Below are 23,182 nucleotides of genomic sequence, written 5' to 3' on the forward strand. Positions count from 1 at the left end.
ACCGTGACGACAGAACCCGAGAGACGCGTTCGCGCGCTGGACGACGAGACGGTGGCGAGCATCGCCGCCGGCGAGGTGATAACCCGCCCCGAGGACGCGGTGGTGGAGTTGGTCGAGAACGCCCTCGACGCCGACGCCGCGCGCGTCGAGGTGACCGTCGTCGGCGACGGCACCGACCTGCTCAGAGTCCGCGACGACGGCCGCGGCATGTCCGAGGCGGACGCCGCCCTCGCCGTCGAGCGACACGCGACGAGCAAACTCGGCGACGCCGCGGACCTGCGACGCGTCGAGACGCTCGGCTTCCGGGGCGAGGCACTGCCGAGCATCGCCGCCGCCGGGCGACTGGAACTCGTGACGAACGACGGCGGCAGTCGGGGCACCCGCGTCGTCGCGGGCGACGGCGACAAGCGCGTCGAACCCGTCGGCCGGGCGCGAGGGACCACCGTCGAAGTCCGCGACCTGTTCGCGGACACGCCCGCGCGCCGGCAGTCGCTGGCCTCCTCGCGCGCCGAGTTCGCCCGCGTCTCCGACGCCGTCTCGCGGTACGCCCTCGCCCGCCCGGACGTGGCGTTCTCGCTCGTCCACGACGGCGGCGGCGACTCGGACGGCCGCGGCGGCCGCGAGGTGTTCTCCACCCCCGGGAGCGGCGACTACGCCGACGCCGTCCTCGGCGTCTACGACCGCGACGTGGCCGGGCGGAGCACGACGTTCGAGAGCGAACGGACAGTGACGGACGACGGCGAGTCGGTCACCGTCCGCGTGGAGGGACTCCTCGCGCACCCGTCTGTCACGCGCTCCCGCCGGGACCACGTCTACACCGCCGTGAACGGCCGGGCGTTCCCCTCGGAGACGCTCCGCCGCGCCGTCGTCGCGGGGTACGGCGACCTGCTCCCGGACGGGCGCGCCCCCGTCGCCGTCGTCGCCGTCTCCCTTCCCCCGGCGTGGTGCGACCACAACGTCCACCCGGCCAAGCGCGAGGTGCGACTCCGGGCGCAACGCGCCGTGGAGGAGGCGGTCCGCGACGCCGTCCGCGAGGCCCTCTCGACGGCCGACCTGCGCCGCAGCGAGGAGGTGGCGATGGACCTCGATTCGACGCTGGAACCGCTGGACGGCGCCGACGGCCGCTTCGACGACGTGCGCGTCATCGGCCAGTTCCGCGGCCTCTACGTCCTGTGCGAGGCCGACGACGACCTGCTCGTCGTCGACCAGCACGCCGCGCACGAACGCGTGAACTACGAACGCCTGCGGGCGGCCCGCGAGTCCGACGACGGGCGGGCGGTCGAGTCCGTCGACGTGGACCCGCCCGCCGCGGTGTCGCTGTCGCCCGCGCAGGCCGCCGCGGCCGACGAGTGGCGCGAGGAACTCGCCCGCCTCGGCTACCGTCTCGAACCGTTCGGCGGCGGCACCGTCCGCGTCGCGGGCGTCCCCGCGCCGATGGGACGGGCCGCCGACCCGGCGAGCCTCCGCGACGCTCTCGACGCCCTCCGGGCCGGCGAGACGCCAGCCGACGCCGCCGACCGCCTGCTGAAGGACCTCGCGTGTCACCCGTCGCTGAAGGCGGGCGACGAACTGAGCGTCGAGGCGGCGACGCGACTCGTGGAGCGACTCGGGTCGTGCGACCAACCGTACGCCTGCCCGCACGGCCGGCCGACGGTGCTGTCTATCGAGGAGGAGACGTTCGTCCGCGGGTTCGAGCGCCGTTCGACGCGGATGGGCTGAGTCCGGCGGGGTCGCTCACCACGCCTTGCAGTCGGCGCACACCTGCTCGCCGTCGTCGAGCCAGAGCCTGTCGACCGTCTCGCCGCAGGCGGGGCAGGCGACGCCCGCGGGGTCCCAGCGGTAGGTGGCGACGGCGGGCGACACGTCGGGCGCGTCGCCCGTCTCCTCGCCCTCCGCCGCGTCTCCAACGGACTCGTCCGCCGCGTCCTCGGCGGGTTCGTTCCCTGCGTCCTCGGACGACTCTTCCGCCGCGTCCTCGGCGGGTCCGTCCGCTGCATCCGCCGTGGCCCCGTCGTCGGCCGGCGGTCCGTCCGCGTCCTCGGCCGACTCGTCTCCGCCGTCCGACTCCCCGTCGGTCGCGGCGTCGCCGCCGAGAAAGTCGTCGAGCGAGCGGTTCTCCGTCACGTCCGGACGATGCGAACGGGCGGTCTTAGCGGTGTCGGCTCCGGACGACACCGGAACGCAGTTGGCGCGAACGGTCGAAGCCCGACCGTGGACGCGAACGACAGGGCGCTGACGGCCGTCGCGATGCTCGGACACGCGACGTTCCACACGTACGAACTCGTCGTCCCGCTGTTCGTCGCCCTCTGGCTGGACGAGTTCGCGGTCGCGGCGGCCGAACTGGGAATCCTCGTCGGGGCGGGGTTCGCGCTGGTCGGCGTCGGAGCGCTGCCCGCCGGCGTCCTCGCCGACCGCTACGACTCGAAACGGCTCATCGTCGGGTCGGCGCTCGGCATGGGCGGCGGGTTCGTCGTCCTGAGCGCCGCCCCGAACGCCGCCGTCCTCGGGGTCGGACTGGCGCTGTGGGGGACGGCCGCGAGCGTCTACCACCCGGCGGGGCTCTCGCTCATCAGTCGCGGCGCGAGCGAACGCGGGACGGCGTTCGCCTACCACGGACTGGCCGGGAACGTCGGCGTCGCCGTCGGTCCGCTCCTCGGCGCCGTCCTCCTCGCGTTCCTCCACTGGCGGGCCGTCGCCGTCGTCCTCGTCGTCCCCGCCGTCGTCGCCGCCGCGGTCGGTCGACGCATCGAGTTCGACGAGAGGGCGGCCGACCCGGCCGACCCGGACGAGCGAGCGAATGCCCCGGCGGACGCGGCCGAACTGGTCGCTCGGACGAGGCGACTGTTCGCGGGGGGCTTCGCCCTCGCGTTCGCCGTCGCGATGCTGTACGGACTGTACTACCGGGGCGCGTTCACGTTCCTGCCGGACGTCCTCGCCGACGTGCCGCTCTTCGAACCCGTTCCGTTCGCGGGCGTGACGCTCCGGCCGAGCCAGTACGCGTACGCGGGACTGCTGGCCGTCGGCGGCGCGGGGCAGTACGTCGGCGGGAAGCTGAGCGACCGGGTCGCGCCGGAGCGCGCACTCGCGGTCACGTTCGCCGTTCTCGTCGCCGTCTCGCTGGCGTTCGTCCCCGCGTTGAACGGGAGCGTCGCGTCCCTGCTGGTCGCCTGCGCGCTGTTCGGATTCGTCGCCTACGCGGTGGCGCCGATGTACCAGTCGACGATAGCCGCGCACGCCCCGTCGGACGCCCACGGCCTGTCGTTCGGCTACACCTACCTCGGGACGTTCGGCGTCGGCGCGTTCGGGGCGAGCGTCGCCGGCGTCGTGCTGACGTACGCCGACGCGGCCGCGCTCTTCACCCTGCTCGCGGTCCCGGCGGGCCTCGCCGCCGTCGTCGCCGTCGTCCTCGCCGTTCGGCGCGGCGACGAGGGGGGCGACTGATCCGTCGCGGACGCGTCGTCGGCGCGCCTCGCCGAACGACCCGGGGCGACGACCGGCCGATGCCGTCAGTCGTCTTCGAAGGCCGGGACGTACGACCGGCCGGCGCGCCTGCCGAACGCCATCTCTCTGGGCGAGAGTTTCTCGCCGGACCCGTCCTTCCGGGCGATGTCGAGGCGCTCCTCGGTCGTCTGGAAGTAGTTGACCACGGTCACGAGGAGGACGCCCCCGACGGTGTTACCGAGGAGGACGGGCAGGACGAACCCGAACAGGCCGCCGACGAGCGGTCCCTGCCCGGTGAACACGAGGTACATCACCTCCGTGAACGAGACGACGACGTGGAAGAGGTTCCCGAAGGGGACGGCGAGGAACGCGAGGTAGACGATGACGACGCGTGCGATGCTGTCCCGGACGGTGTACACCAGCCAGACGACGCCCGCGACGATGAGCCCGGCGAAGACGGCCTTGAAGAACAGGTCCCAGAACGGCGTCTCGAGGCCCTTCCGGGAGAGGTACGCGGCCGCCGTCGCCGTCTCCGACGAGAAGACGCCGGCGCGCGCGAGGACGAACGCGCCGACGCCGCCGCCGACGAAGTTGCCGGCGACGACGACGGCCCATATCTTCAGCAGGTGGGGGACGCTCACCAGTCGTTCGAGCAGGAGGACGACGGGCGGCAGCGTGTTCTCGGTGTAGAGCTGGTAGCCCCCGATGATGATGAAGACGAACCCGAGCGGGTACAGCAGCGCGCTGAGAACCGGGTCGCGGCCGGTCGACGCCGTCATCGACGCGTACAGCAGGAACGTGACCGTTATCGCGAACCCGGCGGCCAGCGCGCTGAAGAACAGTTCACGCGTCTTCCGCGTCGCCTCCTCGTCGGCGACGGCGATGATGCGCTGGAACACCTCGTGCGTCTCGAACCGGTCCCGGACGGTCCCCCCGTACGCCGGCGCACCGCTTCGCGACTGTTCGACGGCCTCACGAATCGACTCGTCGTCGGAACTCTCGTCGTCCATCTGCTACGGCATACCGAGGGGACGGTGAAAACTCCTCGCCGCGGTGGGAATCCTCAACACACAAGTACGGCCGTTCCGAACGGCGGGTATGGTCACAGTCATCGACTTCGTCGTGGAGTTGCTCACGAGCGTCGTCAACCTCGTGCTCACGTTCGTCTTCGACGTGTTCCTCGGTGTGGACCCCCTCAGCGCAGTCGCGTTCCTGTTCGGCGCCGGGTTCGTCCTCGCCGCCAGCGCCGTCTTCGGCTACCTCACGGTCGGGGCCCTCGTGAACGCCCTCACGGGCTTCGGTTCGAGCGCGCGCGAGCCGTCGCCTCGGCGGCGAGCGTAACCGCCTCGTCCGGGTCCGGGCCGAGAGGCGACCCGACCACCACGCCGTCGGCGTGGTCGAGGACGGCCGCGATGCGGTCGGCCACCTCGTCCGCGGTGCCGGCGACGGAGAACGCGTCTATCATCGCGGGCGTGACGAGGCCGAACGCCTCGGAGAACTCGCCCGCCGAAATCTTCTCGCCGATGTCACTCGCCAGCGACCGGTCTATCCCGTGTCTGTCGAGGACCGGCGGGGCGGCCCCCGCGGCGATGAACGCCACCGGCGGCCGGGCGGCCTCGCGGGCCGCCTCGCGGTCGGCACCGACGCTGACGCTGGCGTACGCGAGGAGTTCGAAGTCGCCGCGGTCGTCGGGTCGGTCCTCGATACCCTCCGCGACGCGGTCCCGGGCCCACGACAGGCCGTCGGGGTGGGAGCCGTTGAACAGGAGGCCGTCGGCGTGCTTGCCCGCCATCCGGCACATGTGCGGCCCCTCGCCGCCGACGTACACCGGAATCTCGCCCGGCACGTCGAAGTTGAGACCGGCGTCGGCCGCCTCGAACGTCCCGTCGTGACTGACGCGTTCGCCGTCCCACACTCGCTGGGCGACCTTGAACGCCTCAAGCACGGAGCGGAGGCCGCGTTCGTCTTCGAGGCCGAGGTTCGAGAGCGTCGAGGGGTCGCCCGGGCCGATGCCGAACACGGCCCGGCCCGCCGACAGTTCCGCGACGGTGGCCGTCTTCGCGGCGAGGGTGACCGGGTGCATCTCGTAGGGGTTGGCGACGCCCGGGCCGAGGCGAATCCGGTCCGTCTCGCCCGCCAGACGGGAGAGGACCGCGAACGGGTCGCGGTTGTTGTAGTGACAGGAGACGAACGCCGCGTCGTAGCCGGCCTCCTCGGCGCGGACGCCGCGTGCGACCGTCTCGGGGACGGGGTCTTCGGGCGTGAGTTCGATGCCGAGCGTCGGGTCGTCACTCATGCTCCCACCCCCGGACGGCCTGCCGGACGAAGTCGCCCGCTATCTCGCGGAAGTGGTTGTCGCTGCCGCCGTGGTCGCCCCACTCGAAGTCGCGGACGACGACGACGGGCGTCCCCCCCGCGCCCTCGCCGGCGAGGAGGTTGGCGGCCGCGGCGAGTTCGTCCACGACGTTCTCGACGGTGACGCCGAGTTCGCGGCCGTCGCGGTCCGTCTCGCCGCGCCAGTCGCGCGAGGCGTGCATCCCGGCCCACCCGATGGCGACGCCGCGTTGCCCGTGGCGGAACGGTCGCCCGCAGGTGTCGGTGACGACGACGCGGTCGGCGGGGAGTTCGGCGCGGATTCGCTCGGCGCTCTCGGACGGGCGTTTCGGCAGGAGCAACAGGTCGTGGTCGGGGACGTTCGAGCGGTCGATGCCGGCGTTGACGCCGACGTGCCCGAAGCGCGTCTCCGTGAGGAGAAACGGCGACTCCATCAGGAGGTCGACGCTCTCCTCTAAGACCGCCTGCGCGAAGCGCGGGTCCTTCTCCTCGCCGGTGGCGGTTTCGAGGGTCGACGCGATTTCGCGGGCGCGGGGGCCCGCCGGGAAGTCTTCGAGGTCGAACAGTCGCCCTTCGGCCTTCGAGACCACCGTCGAGGCGACGCAGACGACGTCGTCCTCGCGGAGGTCGACCCGGTCGCGGACGACGGCCGCGAGGTCGTCGCCCGGCCGAATCTCGGGCACGTCGGGGACGGCGAACAGTTCCATACCCGTCGGTCGGGACCGGACAGGTAAAAAGCGGGGAGATGGTGGTGAGTGCGGCCGGTTTCGGTCACTCGCGGTGGAGCGTGGCCGACACGTCCGACCCCTCGACGATGACCGTGAGCATCGTCGCCTCCGTCGCCGGACTCGCGCCCGTCGCGCTTCCGGGGTTCAGGAGTCTGACGCCGTCGAACGCCTCGTCCATCACCTCGTGGGTGTGCCCCGAGATGCCGACGGCGTCCGGACCGCCCGACTCCCGCACCGCGCCGGCGACGCGTTCGCGGTAGCCCTCCCGCGGGCCGGAACCGTGAGTGACGACGAACAGGGCGTCTTCGACCGAGAGCGTCGTCACCTCCGGCAGGTCGAACGACCGCGGGTCGATGTTGCCGAGGACGGCGGTGAGGTTCCCCGCCCCGCCGGCGAGTTCGACCACTCGGTCGTAGGCGTCCGGGGAGTCGAAGTCCCCCGCGTGGACGACGTGGTCGGCCGCGCGAATCCGCCCGGCGACCCAGTCGGGGATTCGCGCCTCCCGCGACGGCACGTGCGTGTCGCTGACGACGGCGAGTTCGACGGACATGCGGGAGAATACGCCGGACACCGCAAAAACCGTTGTCCCGCGCGCCCAACGGGCGGTATGGCACACGTCGTCACCTGCTTCGTCCGGAACCGCGGGGCGGTGTTACTCACCCGACGGAGCGAGCGGACGGGGACGTACGCCGGTCGGTGGGCGGGCGTCTCCGGGTACGTCGAGGGCGACCCGACCGACGCGACGGCGGACGCGTGGCGGGAACTCCGCGAGGAGACCGGTCTGACGGAGGCCGACCTCGACCTCCTCGCCGCGGGCGAGACGGTGACCGTCGCGGACGAGGAGGGGTCGTTCGTCGTCCACCCGTTCCTGTTCGAGTCGTCGTCGCGGACGGTCACGACGAACGAGGAACTCGCCGAGACGGAGTGGACGGACCCGACGGAGATACGCGACCGGCCGACCGTCCCGCGCCTCTGGGAGACGTGGCGTCGCGTCGGTCCGACCGTCGACGACGTGCGGACGGACCGGACCCACGGGTCTGCGTGGATTTCGGCGCGCGCGCTGGAAACGCTCCGGGACGCCGCCGCGGAGGCGGACGACTGGGAGTCGGTCGCCGCGGTCGGCCGCGAACTCCGCGACGCGCGGCCGAGCATGGCCGCCGTCGGCAACCGCGTGAACCGCGTCCTCGCGACGGCCGAGCGAACCCCCGACGCCGTGGTGACGACGGCGATTCGGGAACTCCGGGCGGCGTTCGACGCGGGCGACGAGGCGGCGCGGACCGCGGTGGGGCGGCTTCGAGACGCCGAGGCGACGGCCGTGGCGACGCTGTCGCGGTCCGGCACCGTCGCGACGGTCCTCCGCGAACTCGACCCGTCGTCGCTCCTCGTCGCGGAGTCGCGACCGGAACGCGAGGGCGTCGCCGTCGCGGAGTCGATGGCCGCGGCGACGACGGGGACGGTGACGCTCACCACCGAAGCGGCGCTTCCGGCCGCGATGACGGCCGCGGAGACGGCCGTCGACGCCGTCGTCGTCGGCGCCGACGCCGTCGGCCCGGACGGGAGCGTCGTCAACAAGACGGGGACGCGCGTCCTCGCCGGCGCGGCGCGGGAGGCGGGGGTGCCCGTCTACGTCGTCGCCGCCAGCGACAAGGTGCGGCCGGCGGGTGAGTACCGGGTGGAAGACGAGGCGTCGCCGCGCGGCGCGGTGTACGACGGCGACGCCGAGGTGACGGTGTTCGCGCCGACGTTCGAACGCGTCCCCGCCGCGTCGGTGGACGGACTCGCCACGGAGGCCGGCCTGCTCGACGCGGCGGCCGTGCGCCGGGTGGCCGCGACCCACGCCGAGAACGCCGCGTGGGACGCCTAGCGAGCGACGACACGGCGCGCAGAGGGTAAGGGTGAAATGCGGCGGCCCGCTACCGTCCCACGGGCGACAGTGACGAGGGTTACCCCCACCGAGCCCCGTGTGACGAGGCACTCAACGCCCGAGTCGCCCTTCTGACCGTCTCCGGACGCACCGACTTCGACGAGTGACGACTCGGCGAGAGCCGACGGTATCCCGCTCGAAGACGGCCGCACGTTCGCCGAGGCAGTAGTGTCGCTCACCCAATACCGTGTCAGATATATTATACTGAGTCAGAGTGATTCCGAGCACGCTCTAATCGAGAAATCCCCTCGGAGCCGGCGTACTTTTCAGACGGTGAAGAGAGTTCGTAAATTCTGAATAGGACTTATGTATTTTAGATGAAAACATAATTTGCATGTCACGTCAGACAAACTCGTCGGAAAGGCGAAGAGGACGATGGGCCTTCGGACGACGCCCGTTCCTGCGCGGCGTCGTCGGTGCGACGACCGTGGGCGTCCTCGGTTCGGGCGCTGCGGCCGCACAGCAAGAGCCGGAGCTGAAGCTGGTGGGTGACCCGAACGGGAACGGTGACGGGTTCGGTCGCTCCGTCGCCGTCTTGGGCGGAACGCTGTTCGTCGGCGCGAACGGCGACGACGACTTGGGGCCGAACGCCGGCGCGGTGTACGTCTTCGAGCGGGAGGGCGGGGGGTGGAGTCGAGCGCAGAAACTCGTTGCCGGTGACGGCAACTTCGACGACGGGTTCGGCTTCTCCGTCTCCGTGAGCGGTGACACGCTGTTCGTCGGCGCGCCGTTCGTCGATACGGGCGGCTTCAACAGGGGTGCGGCGTACGTCTTCGAACGCGACACCGATACCGGAACGTGGTCTCAGGTACAGAAGCTTCAGCCGCCGGACACCAACACAAACGACTTCGTCGGAGTCGCCGTCTCCGTCGCCGATGACACCGCACTCGTAACGACGCGGAACGAAGAGGACAACGGCTTCGACGCCGGGTCCGCCTACGTCTACGAACGCGACGACGGCCAGTGGGAACAGATCGCCAAACTCTTCCCCGACGACCCGGCGTCGAACGACTGGTTCGGTTTCAGCGGCGCGCTCTCGGGAGCGACTGCGGCCGTCGGCGCGCCGCAGAAACAGAATCGGACCGGCGCGGCGTACGTGTTCGAACGGAGAGTGGGCTGGGGACAGACCGCGAAGCTGACGCCAGACGACGCGCTCGACCCCGGCGACGAGTTCGGGCGCGCCGTCGCCATCGACGGAAACCGAGTCGCCGTCGGCGCGTACCGCGACGACGACGAGGCGACGGACGCCGGGGCGGTGTACCTGTTCGAACGCGCCGGCAACGACTGGGAGCAAGCGGCGAAGCTGTACGCGGACGACGCCGCCGACGGCGACGAGTTCGGCTTCAGCGTCGCCGTGGCGGGTAACGAGGTGCTCGTGGGTGCGTGGCGGGCGGACGACGGCGGTACGGACTCCGGGGCCGTCTACCGGTTCCGCCGCCGGGGGCAGGGGTGGCGACAGGTCGCGAAGTACACCGCGTCGGACGCTGCCGCGGGCGACTACCTCGGGAACAGCGTCACCCTGCAGGGCGATACCGTGGTCGCGGGTGCGTACGGGGACGACAACGACAACGGCAACGCCGGCGCGGCGTACGTGTTCGACCGGTGAGGAGAGCCGCACCGGGCCGCCGCCGGTCGACGAGTCTAGACCCGACTCCCACCGCCGTCGAACCGGTCTCGCGGCGACGATGCGAGACGGAGGGCGAATCGCCTCCTCGCGCTCTTCCGTCACTTGCACCGGCTTACCGCGTGCGGACGGGGTAAAATCGCCTGATTTCGCGTTGAAAGACGGTGTACGTTAAGGGGGTCGGGCGTCCGAGAGAGACCGTGAACGAGCACCGCCCAGCGGACGACGACGTGGGTATCCTGCTCGTCGACGACGACCCCGCATTCGTCGAGGCCGCCGCGACGTTCGTCGGCCGCCACCTCCAGTCCGCCCACACGTACACCGCCGAGTCACCGGCCGACGCCCGCGCGTTTCTGGAGTCGAACGCGTCCGCCGTCGACTGCGTCGTCAGCGACTACGAGATGCATCGCGAGACGGGCCTCGACCTCCTCGAAACGGTCAGGGACGCCTATCCGAACCTCCCGTTCATCCTCTTCACGGGCAAGGGCTCCGAGGAAGTCGCCGGCGAGGCGTTCCGCGCCGGCGCCACCGACTACCTCAAGAAGGAGATGGGCACCGAGCAGTTCGAGGTGCTCGCCCGGCGCATCGAACAGGCCGTCACCGCGTCGCGCGCCACCCGGGAGGCGGCGCGGAACCGGAAACTGCTCGACACCGCTCTCGACGCCGTCGAGGACGTGTTCTACGTGTTCGACGCGTCGGGACAGTTCCTCCGCTGGAACGACGCGCTGGCCGACCAGACGGGGTACGCCGACGAGGCGATAGCGGAGATGCACCCGACGGAGTTCTTCGACGACGGCGACGCCGAACGCGTCGCCGAGGCCATCGCGGCCGTCCTCGACGGCGAGAGCGTGACCATCGAGGCGACGGTCCGGACGAAAGACGGCAAGTCGCGCCCGTACGAGTTCACCGGGTCGCTCCTCGAAGACGAGGCGGGCGGACCGTTCGGCGTCTGCGGCGTCGGGCGCGACCGGTCGAACCGCGCCCGCATCCACGAACTCGAAGCCGTCCTCGACGGTCTGGGCGTCCCGACGTTCGCCGTCGCCCCGGACGGGACGCTCGGCGACGTGAAAGGGGCCTGTGACCGACTCGGCGTCGACGACTCGCACGTCGGTCGACCGGCGTGGGACGTCCTCCCGTGGGACGCCGACTCGGCGCTGGCGACGGCGGTCGGCGAGACGAGGGCGACGGGCAGGTCCAGGACGGTTTCGGTCCCGTTGCCCGACGGGGGCGCCGTCGGCGCGACGTGTCTCTCGTCGAGGGCGGGCGTCTCGGTCCGCGTCTACCTGAGCGAGACCCCTAGCTGACGAACTTCAGCAGGTCGTCGCGTTTCTGCTCGTGGAAGTACGTCTGCAGCGATTCCAGAAGCGCGTCGATGCTCCCGCGCTTCGCGGTGACGGGCGCTATCACGTCCGACCACTGTTTCCACGGCGGCATCAGGCCGAGACGGTCACAGAGTTCGTCCAGTCGTTCGTCCCTGTCGTCGACTTTGTCCATCTTGTTCACCGCGACGACGGTGGGGACGCCGAGTTCACGGAGGAAGTGGAACATCTCCACGTCGTGGGGAATCTCGTCCGGGCCGGAGTGCCGGTCGATGATGTCCACGACGCTCTTGCCGTCCACGACGAGGACGGCGGCGAGGATGTCGTCGGCGTTCGACTCGAGGTAGCGGACGATGTCCGTCTTTATCTCCTCGCGGCGGGCCTCCTCGACGCCCGACATGAACCCGAAGCCGGGGAGGTCGGTGAACATGAAGCGCTCGCCGCTCCAGTCGAAGTGGTTCGGCTGTCGGGTCACGCCCGGCTTCTTACCCGTCGTGAACTTCGAGTGGCCGGTCAACTCCCGCATCAGCGTCGACTTCCCGACGTTAGAGCGCCCGACGAGGACGACCTCCTGACGGTCCGGGCGGTCTTCGAACATGTGCGACTGGAGGCCGTCCCGCCGGTTAACGCTGACGTTGCGGGCCGAATCGGTGCAGACCGTCTCGGTTCGGATACAGTCCCGTTTCGGACATAGTCTTATTACGGATGATGTGAACAGGAGGCACAGAGACCGATGTCAGAGACGACCGACCGACGACCGAACGGCCCCGAGTCCGGCGCGACGCCCGAGGAGTTCCAGCAGGCGCTCCGGGACGCCACCGCCCTCCTGTCCGACGACGTGGAGCGACCGGAGTCGTTCTTCCTCGCCATGCAGTACGGGAGCGGCACCGACTACGTCCACGCGCACGCCGACGCGAACGACGACCAGTTGGACGCGAAGGTGTACGACCTCCTGTCGCCGCTGGCCGTCCACGCCAGACAGGTCGCCGACGCGGCGAACGCCGACCCCGAGACGGTGCTGGAGTGCGCCGCCGAGATACTCGACAGCGTCGAGGAGCCCGACAGAGTCGGCGAGTGAGGCGACCGCCCGCGCCGACGGCCGTCCGACGCGCGCTCCCTCGGGAGTAGACCCTTGTAGTTCCCGCACCGAACGCCGGGGATGAGCGACATCTCCGAACTGCAGTCGCTGCTCGCGGACGCAGCGGAGTTGAACATCGTCTGTCACAACAACCCCGACCCGGACTGTCTCGCGAGCGCGTTCGCGCTCGGCCGAATCGCCGCGGACGCCGGGATAGACGAGCGTCGAATCCTCTACAGCGGCGACATCTCCCACCAGCAGAACCGCGCGTTCATCAACCTCCTCGAAATCGACCTCACGGCGTTCGACGCGGCTGCCGTGACGGACCGACCGGCCGACTCGCTGGTGGCGTTCGTCGACCACTCCCGCCCGGGTGCGAACAACGAAGTCCCGGAGGGGACGCCCGTCGACATCGTCATCGACCACCACCCCGCCGAGGACGTGGAAGCCCGGTTCGTGGACCACCGGGAGTCCATCGGCGCGACGGCGACCATCCTCACGCAGTACGTCCGCGAACTCGACCTCTCGCTCGACAGCGCCCTCGCGACCGCCCTCTTGTTCGCCATCCGACGGGAGACGCTCGGCTTCCTCCGCGGCGCGACCGAAGCCGAGTACGCCGCCGCCGGCCACCTCCACGGCCCGACGGACCGCGACCTGCTCCGGAGACTGGCGACGCCGTCGGTCAGCGGCGCCACCGTGGACGCCATCGCGGACGCGATTCGGAACCGAGACGTTCGGGGGTCGGTGCTCGTCTCCCACGTCGGTCGGACCAGCGAACGCGACGCACTCCCGCAGGCCGCCGACTACCTCGCCACCCTCGAAGGCGTTCAGACGGCCGTCGTGTACGGCATCGTCGACGACTCCATCCACCTGAGCGCTCGCTCGACAGACGCGCGACTCCACGTCGGGACGGTCCTCCGCGAGGCGTTCGGGGGCGTCGGGAGCGCCGGCGGCCACCGCGAGATGGCGGGCGGCGAGGTTCCCCTCGGCGTGTTCGCGGAGTACGACGACACCGCGCAACTGGTCGCGATGGTCGAGCGAGTGGTCACCGACAGGCTCGTGGACGCGCTCAAACTGTCGCGAGACGACGACTGAACCGGGGCGCGCCCGACCCGCGTGGCCGCCGGCCGCGGCGGCACCCGCCGGCGCGAGGTGAGGGACGTTCTAGTACTCGGCCCGGTAACTGCGAGCATGGACAAACAGGCGCTTCGAGAGCGCATCTGGGACGAGTTAGAGGAGAGCGGGGAGGCTCGGTTTCCGTATCCGCCGCACGGCAGAATTCCCAATTTCGACGGTGCAGACGAGGCGGCGGAACGGTTAGCAGCGAACGAAGCGTGGCAGGAGGCTGAGGTCGTCAAGTCCAATCCCGACTCCCCGCAACTTCCCGTGCGGCGGGCCGCGCTGCGAGCGGGAAAGACGCTCTACATGGCCGTCCCGCGATTGCGGGACGAGAAGTGTTTCCTCCGGTTGGACCCCGACGAGATAGCGGATATCGACCACGCGACGACCATCGGCGGATCGTCGGAGGTCGGTGTCCCGGTCGGTCCAGACGAGATGGAATCGATCGATCTGATCGTCTCGGGAAGCGTCGCTGTGAACGGTATAGGAGCGCGCGTCGGGAAGGGGGAAGGATACAGCGACCTGGAGTTCGCCATCCTTCGGGAGTTCGGACTCGTCGACGACGCGACGACGACGGTGACGACGCTCCACGAGATACAGTTCGTGGACGAGGCGATTCCGACTGCGTCGCACGACGTCCCGATAGAGTGGGTGTTCACGCCGGAAAGGAGCGTTCGCACGGACGCGTCGGGCGGGAAGCCGGAGGGTCTCGCGTGGAACGGCGTTGCCGACGAGCGACTCGACGAGATTCCGATACTGAACCGACTGGACCGCGAGTAGACCACCCTCGCACCGAGACGCACCCTCGCCGTCGCCCGGTGACGCGCCCGTAGACAGGGACGGTTCGGCGACCAGACAGAAATCGTATATGACTCGTCTGTCTGAAAAACACTTATCAGACGCTCTGTCGACAAGTTGGCATGCGTTCACATACCACCCCCTACGGTGCGTGGTGCGACAGTCGAACACGGCGTCGTGGGTCGCTCGGGGAGGTGAGACGGTATGAGTGACGACGGGAAGGGACTCGTCGCCGAGTTCCGCGAGGAGATCGACCCGACCGTCTTCCTGTTCGGGGCGTTGCTGACCGTGGGCGTCATCGTCGCGTTCTTCGTCAGCCCGAACGCCGTTGAGAGCGGCATCTCCTCGCTGAACGGGACGATGCTCGGGATGTTCAACTGGGCGCTCCTGCTCATCGTGTTCCTCGTCGTCGTCTTCCTGCTGTTCCTCATCGTCGGCCCGTGGGGAGCCATCAAACTCGGCGACGAGTCCCCCGAGTACAGCTTCCTCTCGTTCTTCTCGATGCTCTACTCCGCGGGCTTCGCGGCCGGCGTGGTGTTCTGGGGGCCGACCGAGGCGCTGTTCTACTACGCGAACCCCTCGCCGTTGTTCGAGGGCGTACAGGGGAGTTCGGCCGAGGCGATGACCATCGCCGTCCAGCAGACGATGTTCCACTGGGCGCTGCCCCAACTGGCCGTGTTCACCATCATGGGAATCGCCATCGGCTACTTCGCGTACAACTACGAGAACGTCCCGCTGCGCGTCTCCTCGGCGCTGACGCCCATCATCGGCGCGGACAACCTCGACGGCCCGGTGGCGAAAGTCGTCGACATCCTCGCCGTCTTCGCGACCATCGGCGGGGTGGCGACGTCGCTGGGCTTCATCGGCAGCCAGTTCGTCACCGGACTGGACTACCAGTGGGGAATCAGCATGGGGAACGTCGGCATCCTCCTCGTGGTGACGTTCATGACGCTCCTGTTCACGACGTCGATGGTACTCGGCGTCGACAAGGGGATTCGTCGACTCTCGAACTTCAACATGGTCCTGTTCGTCGTGCTCATGCTCTCGACGTTCCTCGTCGGCCCGACGCTGTTCTTGCTTCTGCTGGGCACGCAGGCGTTCGGCGGGATGGTGTCGGACTTCGTCGCGATGAGCCTCTTCACCGGCGCGGGGCCGATGGGCGCGGGGAACATGGAGTCGACGAACTGGATGAACGCGTGGACGGTGTTCTACTGGGCGTGGGCGCTCTCGTGGTCGCCGTTCGCGGGCCTGTTCATCGCCCGCATCTCGAAGGGCCGCACCGTCCGCGAAGTCGCGTTCACCGGCATCGTCGCGACGTCGGCGGCGACGATTCCGTGGTTCACGTTCATCGGCGGCACCGCCGTCTGGGCCCAGCACAACGGCGTCGCGGACTTCGGCGCGGTCATCGCCGGCGAGGCGGGCGCGGAGGTGTCCGGCTTCATCCTCTTCGAGGCGCTGCAGTTCACGCTGAACCTCGGCGGGGTATCGATGACGCTCCCCGTCGGGACGCTCCTGATGTACATGTTCCTGATACTCGTGACGACGTTCTTCGTCACCTCGGCGGACTCCTCGACGCTGGCCGTCTCGATGATGACGACCGGCGGCAAGGCCCGACCGTCGACCATCAACCGCATCTTCTGGGGCGTCGTCCTCGGACTGACCGCGGCGATACTGATGATTCTCGGCGGGACGGGGAGCGCGAACACGCTCCAGCAGGCGGCCATCATCACCGGGACGCCGTTCGCGTTCGTCTGCTTCCTCGCCCTCCTCTCGCTGATGAAGGACTTCGGCTCGAACTACGGCCGCGTGCTCCTGCAGGACGAGACGGTCCTCGTGGGGTCGAGCCGGAAGAGCGAGCCGGACCCACCCGGTGCCGGCGACCCGGTCGAGTCGGACGACGACTGACGGCGTAATCCCCGCGCCGGCGTCTCGTGCGGCCGTCGAGTCAGCCGGACCGTCGGACCCCGGTCACTCGTCGTCCCCGACGGTCGCACGCGGGACCGGATGTCGCCGTTCGAGTTCCCGAATCGTCCGGACCAGCACGTCGACGCCGTGGCCCAGACTCCGCTCGTCGACGTCGAACGTCGACGTGTGGTGACTCGTCGGGTGGTCGGTGCCGACGATGAGGTACGTCGCCAGCCCGCCGTCTCGCTGCACGCGGTCCATCAGGAACGTCGCGTCCTCGCTCGCGCCGAAGTCGGCGGCCGGGAGGACGCTGTCGATGCCCTCGACGCCCTCGGCCACCTCGGCCACGAGGGCCTGCAGTTCGGGGTCGCTGTCCGCCCGCGGCGACTCGCTCACCACGTCGAACTCGGCCCGGCAACCGTGCATGGCGGCCGCGGACGCGACCGTACGCTCCAGACGCGACTTCACGTACTCCATCAGTTCGGTGGTCTCCCCCCGCGCTTCGGCCTCCATGTGGGCGCGTTCGGCGACGACGTTGCTCGACGTTCCCGCCTCGACCCTGCCGACGTTCACTCTGGTCATCCCGTCGCCGTGGCGCGGGATGGCGTACGCGTTCTGGATGACGGTGCCCGCCGCCTGAATGGCGTTGTCGCCCTCGTTCGGGGCCTTGCCCGCGTGGGCCGACGTTCCCCTGATGGTCACGTCGACGTGGCACATCGCGAGCGGTTTCTCGATGCCCGCGACCACCTCGCCGGTCGGGTGGTCGAGGCCGACGTGGACGGCCAGCAGGTAGTCCAACCCCTCCGCGAATCGGCTCTCGGCCATCGGTCTGCCGCCGCCGCTCAGCTCTTCTGCCGGCTGGAAGAAGACGACGAGTCGCCCCGCGAAGTCGCTCGCCGCGACCGCTTCGAGCGTCGCCAACCCCCACGTCATGTGGGCGTCGTGCCCGCAGGCGTGCATCGTCCCGTCTCTCTCCGAGCGGAACCCCTCGGCCGCGGGGCGGTGGTCGTCGTCGGTCGACTCCTCGACGAACAGGCCGTCGATGTCGACGCGGAGTCCGACCGACGGCCCGTCGCCGCGTTCGAGGACGGCGACTGCGCCGGTGTTGCCGCCGGCCATCTTCCCGAGGACGTCCTCGTCCGCGCCGTACTCCCGGGCGCGGTTCAGCCACGGTTCCAGGTCCGACTCGTCGGGGACGGCCATCCGGTCGGCGGGGTCGTAGGCGTCGGCGCCGACGGCCAGTTCGTCGACGCCGATTCGCGCTATCTCCTCCACCAGCCGAGCCGTGGTGTAGAACTCGCGCCACGCCGGTTCGGGGTGGCGGTGGAAGCCGCGACGGACCGTCTCCAGACGGTCCCGGAGTAACTCTACCATGTGACTAGCTAACGTAGCACAGTAGCTTAGGTGTACGCCGTCGTGGGCGTCCGGACCGCACCGACTCGGTCCGAGCCGCGCCGAATCGGCCCGGACCGTACCGAATCGCGCCGGACCACGGCGACCCCTCCGAACGGTCGGCGGCGGGTCAGGTCGTGAACAATCGCCGCGGGAAGTCCGCGAGCGTCTCCGCGCCGGAGGCGGTGACGCGGAACGTCTCGCTTATCTCGACGCCCACCTCGTCCGTCCAGATGCCGGGAATCGCGTGGAACGTCATGTCCTCCTCCAGCACCGTCTCGTCTCCGGGACGGAGGCTCGCCGTGTGTTCGCCCCAGTCCGGCGGGTAGCCCAACCCCATCGAGTAGCCGATTCGGTCGGCTTTCTCGATGTCGTACTTCGCGATGGTCTCCCGCCACGCCCGTTCGACGGCCTCGCAGGTGACGCCCGGTTCGACGGCGTCGAGGGCGGCTTCGAGTCCCTCGACGACGACGTCGGCGGTGTGTTCGAGTTTCTCGGGGGGGTCGCCGACGAACGTCGTCCGCGCGAGCGGGGAGTGATAGCGGTGCCGACAGCCCGACAGTTCGACGATGACCGGGTCGCCGTCCTCGAACTCGCGGTCCGTCCACGTCAGGTGCGGCGTCCCCGTGTGGTCGCCCGACGGCATCAACGGGACGATGGCGGGGTAGTCGCCGCCGTAGTCGTCGGTGCCGCGGACGAGGGCGTCGTAGATGGCCCGCGCCGCCTCGTACTCCGGGACGCCCTCCTCGATGGCGTCTAACCCCGCCCGCATCGCGTTCTCGGAGATGCGGGCGGCCTCGCGCATGTAGTCGAGTTCCCGCTCGGACTTCACGATGCGAACCCAGCCCACGAGCAGGGTCGCGTCCTCGAAGGTGGCGTCCGGGAGGTTCTCCCGCAGTCGCGTGTACGACTTCGCGGTGAAGTACGACGCGTCCATCTCCAGTCCGACGGATCCGTCGTCGACGCCCAGTTCTTCGAGGACGCCGGCGACGTAGTCCATCGGGTGGAGGTCGTACGGCGAGTGGACGTGGTCGTCGCTGTACGAGCGGATGCTCTCGCGGTCGAGGTGCGTCGTCGCTCGCGCGCCCCCCGCGTCCATCTCCCGACCGACCCAGACGGGTTCGTCGCGCCCGGGCGTCACGACGACGGCCTGATGGACGTAGAACGACCAGCCGTCGTACCCCGTCAGGTAGTTCATGTTCGCCGGGTCTGAGACGACGAGCGCGTCCAACTCCGCCTCGCGCATCCGCGCCTTCGTCCGGTCGACCCGCCGTTCGTACTCCGCTTCCGGGAATATCTGTTCACGTGGCATGGTAACGAGTCACCTACCCGACAGTCGCTCAGCGATGCAAAAAGTGTTCAGTCTCGGAATCGGGCACGTCGGGCGAGCGGACGCGTCGAACCCTCGGCAGGGATACGTCGAACCGGCGGCGGCGACGCCGGACGGACCGCACGCCGTCGGGTTTTTGCTCCCCCCGCGGAACGTTCCGACGTGCGACTCGTACAGGTGATGATTCCGACGGGGAAACGAAAGACGGTCCTCGAACTGCTGGACGAGGAGGGGATAGACTACGCCGTCTCCGACGAGACGAGCGGTCGCGACTACACCGCGCTCGTCTCCTTTCCGCTGCCGTCGGCCGCCGTCGAACCCGTGCTGGAGAAGTTGCGCGAGGTGGGTATCGAACGCGACGCCTACACCGTCGTCGTCGACGCCGAAACCGTCGTCTCCGAGCGGTTCGAGGCGCTGGAAGAGCGGTACGAGGAGGAGAACGGGGACAGCGACCGAATCGCGCGAGAGGAACTCGCCGCCAACGCGGACGAGTTGGCCCCGCCGCTCCCGTCGTTCGTCCTCATGACCGTCGTGAGCGCGGTGGTCGCCACCGCGGGCGTCCTCCTCGACTCGCCGGCCGTCGTCGTCGGGTCGATGGTCATCGCCCCCCTCGTCGGCCCCGCGATGTCGACGAGCGTCGGAACCGTCATCGACGACCGGGAGATGGCGGTCGAGGGCATCAAACTGCAGGTGCTCGGCACCGCCATCGCCATCGCCGCCGCGGCCATCTTCGCCGTCGTCCTCCGTGCGTCCGGTATCGTCCCGCTGACGGCCGAGGAGGTGTTCGCCATCAGCGAAGTGCGCGAGCGGCTCGCGCCGGACGTACTGTCGCTCGTCATCGCCCTCGGCGCCGGTGCCGCGGGGGCGGCCGCCGTCTCGTCGGGCGTCTCCGCCGCGCTCGTCGGCGTCATGATAGCGGCCGCGCTGGTGCCGCCCATCGCCGTCGTCGGCGTCGCCCTGGCCTGGGGACAGCCGGTGGCGATGCTGGGGCCATTCGTGCTGGTGCTCGTCAACATCCTGTCGATAAACTTCGTCGCCCTCATCGTCCTCTGGCAGATGGGCTACCGGCCGCAACTGTGGTTCCGCGAGGAGGAGGCCAAGTCGGCGACCGTCTCGCGCCTCGCCAGCATCGGGCTGATTCTCCTCGTCCTGTCGTCGGTTCTCGTCGGCGTCACCTACGGCACCTACCGCACCGCGACGTTCGAGACGGAGGCGGAGAGCGCGGTCAGCGCGGAACTCCCCGAAGAGGCGTCGCTCCTGTCGATGGACGTGCAGTACGACGGCTTCCCGTTCCAGACGCCGACCCGCGTCGTCGTCACCGTCGGCTACCCGCCCGACGCGTCGCCGCCCGACGTCGGCGGGCAAGTCCGCCCGCGCATCGACGAACTCGCGCCGAAACCGCTCGGTCCGCTGGGGAGCCGCGACGTGGCGGTCGAAGTGCGGTACGTCCCCGTCGACCAGCCCAGACGGGTCGGGGGAGCGACCGACGACGCGTCGGTGCTGGCCGGCGACCCGGCCGCGGTGGCGGGTCGCTCCGGGGCGGTGCCGGCGTGACTGAAAGAGTTCTTTGTGACAACGGCGGCTTGAAGCGCTGAGCCAACGAATACGTGGCTATGCAACGTCGATTCAGAACGGTCGTCCTCCCGGTCACCCTCGCAGCGCTCCTCGCCCTGTCGGGGTGTCTCGCGCCGCTACAGGCCGACGGCGGCGCGGACGACGCCAGCGCACAGCAAGTCGCGAACGCCCAGCAACTGTCGGACGCGCCGGGCCGAACCATCACCGTCTCCGGGGACGGCGAAGTGTCCACCGAGGCGGACCTCGCCGTCCTCACCGTCGCCGTGACGGCGACGGCGTCCTCGGCCGACGACGCCCGCGCGCAGGTCGCAGAGCGATCCGAGACGATGCGGCAGGCGCTCCGTGACGCCGGCGTCCCGGACGACGCCGTGACCACGGCGCACTTCCGCGTCGGTCCGCAGTACAACTACGACGGCAAGGAGCGGAACGTGACCGGCTACCAGGCGATCCACGCGTACACTATCGAAGTCGCGCCCGACCGCGCGGGCGAAGTGATAGACGTGGCCGTCGGCAACGGCGCTGACGAGGTCCAGCAGGTCACCTTCACGCTCACGGACGAGACGCGCGCCGACCTCCGCGAGGAGGCCCTGCGCGCCGCGATGGACGCCGCCCGCACCGACGCCGACACCCTCGCCGACGCGGCGAACCTCTCCATCGCGGGCGTCCACTCCGTCTCCACGTCCGGTGGCTTCAACCCCGTCGGCACCCGCGTGGCCTACGAGACGGCGGACGCCGGCGGCGCGAGCACGTCCTTCGAACCCGGCCCGGTGACGGTGACCGCGACGGTCAGCGTGACGTACGAGGCCGAGTAGAAGCGACCGACTCCGGTGAATTCTTCGAGACGGTCGGAGTGACGGTAGTCGTCCGCCATCACTGCCCCCTCGTCGTTCCGACCGCACCACTCGAGCGACGGACGGAAGGCTCGGAGGGGGACGAAATCTTCCGCCCTCCGTATAAACACGTTAAACGTATAACATACAGAGGGATACGGTCGGGGGCGTGTTATCTGGTGATATGGCACGGGAACACAATGACGGCGGCCGAGCCAGCGCTACCGAATCACACGTCTCCCTCACCGCTGGGGTCGTCACGGCATTCGACGCCAGTCGGTTCGGACGTATCTGGACATCGCTGTTCGGCCGTTGCGCCGGAGCACCGGAATAGTTCGACAATGACGAGTAATCGACACCATCCGAACCACCCCGACGTCGACCAATCGGATCGGACCATCCCCAGAAATCTCCGTCAGACGGGCGACGCGGACGTCGACCTCCTGATATCGACTCGAGTTCGGCAGTCACCGTTCTGGCATCTCTCCGTCGAGGCGGGATGTCGGCAGGCGACGGTCTACAATCACATGTACCACCCGCGGGCGTACATCGACCCCGACGAGGGCGGGTTGGACGCCGAGTACGACCTGCTGGTCGACGAGGTGACGCTGATGGACGTCGCCGTCGAGCGCCAGATCCGCGTCGAGGGGCCCGATGCCGAGGCGTTCGTCAACTACGTCATCACGCGAGACGCGACCGACATCGAGCCGATGCGCGGGAAGTACGCCATCTGCTGCAATCAGGACGGCGGCATCCTCAACGACTTCGTCCTGTTACGACTCGCCGACGACGAGTTCTGGTTCTCCATCGCGGACGCCGACCTGAAACAGTGGCTCCAAGGCGTCACGGTCAACTCCGAGTTCGAGGTCGACATCGACGAGATCGACGTCTCGCCGATGCAAGTCCAAGGCCCGAAATCGCCTGCGGTGATGGAGTCGCTCGTCGGAGACGTGGTCGAAGACATCCCGTACTACGGACTGATGGAAGCCACGGTCAACGACGTCCCGGTGCTGGTGAGTCAGACCGGCTTCTCCGGAGAGGCGGGATTCGAGATATACGTCCGTGAGGCGACGAAGAACGCCGAAGCGGTGTGGAACCCGGTACTCGAAACGGTCGAGGCCCACGGCGGTACCGCGACGGGGATATCCCATCAACGACGTATCGCAGCCGGAATCATGTCGCTGGGGCAGGACATGGACGACGAGACGTCGCCGTTCCAGGTCAACCTCGGCTATCAGGTGCCCGACGACAAGGACGCGGACTACGTCGGCAAAGCCGAACTGGAACGCCAGCGAGACGCCATCGAGAACGGCGACTTCCCGTTCACGCACAAACTGGTCGGCCTGAAGATGGCCGGCGAACCGATCCGGGACTACGCTCCCGACTTCTGGCTCGTCTCGGACCCCGAGACCGGCGACGAGTGCGGCTATCTGACGTCGGCGTGGTGGAATCCGGAACTGGAGACCAACATCGGCCTCGGATTCGTGCCGGCGGCGAAACTGCAGGCCGCGACCGACGTTCCGCTCGACGACTCGATATACGACGCGGACGTCGACGCGGAGTTCGAAGTCCACCTCCCGGACGAGTACGCCGAGGAGCCCGGCGAACCCGTCTATGCGACGGTCGCGAAGGTTCCGTTCAAGGAGTCGGTCAATCCCAGCGCTCGCGAACAGGCCAAGATTCACGCCAGGGACGATATGAACGATTCCGGGTCTCGGTCGTCTGGAGAACGAGAATAGCTCCCGAGGGCGGTCCGAGACCGATACGTACCCGTTCCAGAGCCGG

General features: G+C 69.4%; 20 protein-coding genes and 1 pseudogene. 13 read left to right on the plus strand and 8 right to left on the minus strand.

Translation table 11 applies throughout. From position 1 onward, the window contains the following. Window positions 1-3 precede the first annotated feature (3 nt). Window positions 4-1,719 (plus strand): DNA mismatch repair endonuclease MutL, encoded by a 1,716-nt coding sequence (gene mutL / locus BM310_RS14530; RefSeq protein ID WP_089809277.1) that lies wholly within the window; start codon window positions 4-6, stop codon window positions 1,717-1,719. A gap of 15 nt (window positions 1,720-1,734) precedes the next feature. On the opposite strand, the gene BM310_RS14535 is transcribed toward mutL, so the two are convergent. Next, window positions 1,735-2,124 (minus strand): DUF7573 domain-containing protein, encoded by a 390-nt coding sequence (locus BM310_RS14535; protein WP_089809279.1) that lies wholly within the window; start codon window positions 2,122-2,124, stop codon window positions 1,735-1,737. A gap of 87 nt (window positions 2,125-2,211) precedes the next feature. On the opposite strand from BM310_RS14535, the gene BM310_RS14540 reads away from it, so the two are divergent. Further along, complete coding sequence (locus tag BM310_RS14540) at window positions 2,212-3,441, plus strand: MFS transporter (RefSeq protein ID WP_089808910.1); 1,230 nt, start codon at window positions 2,212-2,214, stop codon at window positions 3,439-3,441. Window positions 3,442-3,515: 74 nt separating this feature from the next. Here the strand turns inward: BM310_RS14540 and BM310_RS14545 are convergent. Continuing rightward, window positions 3,516-4,451, minus strand: a pseudogene (locus BM310_RS14545) (formate/nitrite transporter family protein); the annotation flags it as partial. A gap of 88 nt (window positions 4,452-4,539) precedes the next feature. Here BM310_RS14545 and BM310_RS14550 point away from each other — a divergent pair. Continuing rightward, window positions 4,540-4,782 carry a hypothetical protein gene (locus BM310_RS14550; protein ID WP_089808914.1) on the plus strand — a complete coding sequence of 81 codons (243 nt, stop codon included), beginning with the start codon at window positions 4,540-4,542 and terminating at the stop codon, window positions 4,780-4,782. Here the strand turns inward: BM310_RS14550 and BM310_RS14555 are convergent. The 3 genes from BM310_RS14555 to BM310_RS14565 all read right to left on the minus strand — a co-directional run bounded on the left by BM310_RS14555 (window position 4,730) and on the right by BM310_RS14565 (window position 7,053). After that, window positions 4,730-5,737: a 5,10-methylenetetrahydromethanopterin reductase gene (locus BM310_RS14555; RefSeq protein ID WP_089808917.1), complete on the minus strand. Its 1,008-nt coding sequence runs from the start codon at window positions 5,735-5,737 to the stop codon at window positions 4,730-4,732. The two genes, BM310_RS14550 and BM310_RS14555, sit on opposite strands and share 53 nt — an antisense overlap. Then, window positions 5,730-6,482: a coenzyme F420-0:L-glutamate ligase gene (locus tag BM310_RS14560; RefSeq protein WP_089808919.1), complete on the minus strand. Its 753-nt coding sequence runs from the start codon at window positions 6,480-6,482 to the stop codon at window positions 5,730-5,732. The genes BM310_RS14555 and BM310_RS14560 overlap by 8 nt, the downstream gene beginning before the upstream one ends. Before the next feature lie 64 nt (window positions 6,483-6,546). Continuing rightward, a complete protein-coding gene (locus tag BM310_RS14565) occupies window positions 6,547-7,053 on the minus strand; it encodes a metallophosphoesterase family protein (RefSeq protein WP_089808921.1) in 507 nt (168 codons plus the stop codon). Window positions 7,054-7,110: 57 nt separating this feature from the next. Here BM310_RS14565 and BM310_RS14570 point away from each other — a divergent pair, with 57 nt between their 5' ends. The 3 genes from BM310_RS14570 (at window position 7,111) to BM310_RS14580 (ending at window position 11,355) form a co-directional block, all read left to right on the plus strand. Beyond that, on the plus strand, window positions 7,111-8,367 hold the full coding sequence (locus BM310_RS14570; RefSeq protein ID WP_089808922.1) for an NUDIX domain-containing protein: 1,257 nt from the start codon (window positions 7,111-7,113) through the stop codon (window positions 8,365-8,367). A gap of 544 nt (window positions 8,368-8,911) precedes the next feature. Further along, window positions 8,912-10,033, plus strand: coding sequence for an FG-GAP repeat protein (locus BM310_RS14575; protein WP_177232638.1), 1,122 nt, complete (start codon window positions 8,912-8,914; stop codon window positions 10,031-10,033). Window positions 10,034-10,251: 218 nt separating this feature from the next. After that, window positions 10,252-11,355 (plus strand): PAS domain-containing response regulator, encoded by a 1,104-nt coding sequence (locus tag BM310_RS14580; protein WP_177232639.1) that lies wholly within the window; start codon window positions 10,252-10,254, stop codon window positions 11,353-11,355. On the opposite strand, the gene engB is transcribed toward BM310_RS14580, so the two are convergent. Further along, entirely contained in the window at window positions 11,348-11,968 is a 621-nt protein-coding gene (gene engB, locus BM310_RS14585; protein WP_089808928.1) for a GTP-binding protein EngB, read from the minus strand. The genes BM310_RS14580 and engB overlap by 8 nt on opposite strands. Window positions 11,969-12,103: 135 nt before the next feature. Between engB and BM310_RS14590 the strand changes: the two genes are divergently transcribed. The 4 genes from BM310_RS14590 (at window position 12,104) to BM310_RS14605 (ending at window position 16,270) form a co-directional block, all read left to right on the plus strand. Further along, window positions 12,104-12,448 (plus strand): hypothetical protein, encoded by a 345-nt coding sequence (locus BM310_RS14590; RefSeq protein ID WP_089808930.1) that lies wholly within the window; start codon window positions 12,104-12,106, stop codon window positions 12,446-12,448. 81 nt (window positions 12,449-12,529) lie between these two features. Further along, complete coding sequence (locus tag BM310_RS14595; protein ID WP_089808932.1) at window positions 12,530-13,543, plus strand: DHH family phosphoesterase; 1,014 nt, start codon at window positions 12,530-12,532, stop codon at window positions 13,541-13,543. 96 nt (window positions 13,544-13,639) lie between these two features. Then, window positions 13,640-14,347, plus strand: a complete 708-nt coding sequence (locus tag BM310_RS14600; protein ID WP_089808934.1) for a 5-formyltetrahydrofolate cyclo-ligase — start codon at window positions 13,640-13,642, stop codon at window positions 14,345-14,347. 222 nt (window positions 14,348-14,569) lie between these two features. Further along, complete coding sequence (locus BM310_RS14605) at window positions 14,570-16,270, plus strand: BCCT family transporter (RefSeq protein ID WP_089808936.1); 1,701 nt, start codon at window positions 14,570-14,572, stop codon at window positions 16,268-16,270. Between the two features lie 63 nt (window positions 16,271-16,333). On the opposite strand, the gene BM310_RS14610 is transcribed toward BM310_RS14605, so the two are convergent. Beyond that, complete coding sequence (locus BM310_RS14610) at window positions 16,334-17,644, minus strand: amidohydrolase (protein ID WP_089808938.1); 1,311 nt, start codon at window positions 17,642-17,644, stop codon at window positions 16,334-16,336. 148 nt (window positions 17,645-17,792) lie between these two features. After that, on the minus strand, window positions 17,793-18,974 hold the full coding sequence (locus BM310_RS14615; protein WP_089808940.1) for a M24 family metallopeptidase: 1,182 nt from the start codon (window positions 18,972-18,974) through the stop codon (window positions 17,793-17,795). Between the two features lie 180 nt (window positions 18,975-19,154). On the opposite strand from BM310_RS14615, the gene BM310_RS14620 reads away from it, so the two are divergent. From BM310_RS14620 to BM310_RS14630, 3 genes are all read left to right on the plus strand, one after another. Then, window positions 19,155-20,546 (plus strand): TIGR00341 family protein, encoded by a 1,392-nt coding sequence (locus BM310_RS14620; RefSeq protein WP_245778503.1) that lies wholly within the window; start codon window positions 19,155-19,157, stop codon window positions 20,544-20,546. Window positions 20,547-20,605: 59 nt separating this feature from the next. Next, window positions 20,606-21,379, plus strand: a complete 774-nt coding sequence (locus BM310_RS14625; protein WP_089808942.1) for an SIMPL domain-containing protein — start codon at window positions 20,606-20,608, stop codon at window positions 21,377-21,379. Window positions 21,380-21,738: 359 nt separating this feature from the next. After that, complete coding sequence (locus tag BM310_RS14630) at window positions 21,739-23,136, plus strand: aminomethyltransferase family protein (RefSeq protein WP_177232640.1); 1,398 nt, start codon at window positions 21,739-21,741, stop codon at window positions 23,134-23,136. Window positions 23,137-23,182: the final 46 nt, after the last annotated feature.

This window comes from Halogeometricum rufum (assembly GCF_900112175.1).
GTDB classification, from domain to species: domain Archaea; phylum Halobacteriota; class Halobacteria; order Halobacteriales; family Haloferacaceae; genus Halogeometricum; species Halogeometricum rufum.

Coding starts and splice junctions, on each gene's coding strand:
- engB (WP_089808928.1), bottom strand. CDS start 11,968: ATGTTCGAAGACCGCCCGGACCGTCAGGAGGTCGTCCTCGTCGGGCGC.
- BM310_RS14555 (WP_089808917.1), bottom strand. CDS start 5,737: ATGAGTGACGACCCGACGCTCGGCATCGAACTCACGCCCGAAGACCCC.
- BM310_RS14630 (WP_177232640.1), top strand. CDS start 21,739: ATGACGAGTAATCGACACCATCCGAACCACCCCGACGTCGACCAATCG.
- BM310_RS14595 (WP_089808932.1), top strand. CDS start 12,530: ATGAGCGACATCTCCGAACTGCAGTCGCTGCTCGCGGACGCAGCGGAG.
- BM310_RS14590 (WP_089808930.1), top strand. CDS start 12,104: ATGTCAGAGACGACCGACCGACGACCGAACGGCCCCGAGTCCGGCGCG.
- BM310_RS14615 (WP_089808940.1), bottom strand. CDS start 18,974: ATGCCACGTGAACAGATATTCCCGGAAGCGGAGTACGAACGGCGGGTC.
- BM310_RS14605 (WP_089808936.1), top strand. CDS start 14,570: ATGAGTGACGACGGGAAGGGACTCGTCGCCGAGTTCCGCGAGGAGATC.
- BM310_RS14570 (WP_089808922.1), top strand. CDS start 7,111: ATGGCACACGTCGTCACCTGCTTCGTCCGGAACCGCGGGGCGGTGTTA.
- BM310_RS14550 (WP_089808914.1), top strand. CDS start 4,540: ATGGTCACAGTCATCGACTTCGTCGTGGAGTTGCTCACGAGCGTCGTC.
- BM310_RS14600 (WP_089808934.1), top strand. CDS start 13,640: ATGGACAAACAGGCGCTTCGAGAGCGCATCTGGGACGAGTTAGAGGAG.
- BM310_RS14565 (WP_089808921.1), bottom strand. CDS start 7,053: ATGTCCGTCGAACTCGCCGTCGTCAGCGACACGCACGTGCCGTCGCGG.
- BM310_RS14625 (WP_089808942.1), top strand. CDS start 20,606: ATGCAACGTCGATTCAGAACGGTCGTCCTCCCGGTCACCCTCGCAGCG.
- BM310_RS14560 (WP_089808919.1), bottom strand. CDS start 6,482: ATGGAACTGTTCGCCGTCCCCGACGTGCCCGAGATTCGGCCGGGCGAC.
- BM310_RS14610 (WP_089808938.1), bottom strand. CDS start 17,644: ATGGTAGAGTTACTCCGGGACCGTCTGGAGACGGTCCGTCGCGGCTTC.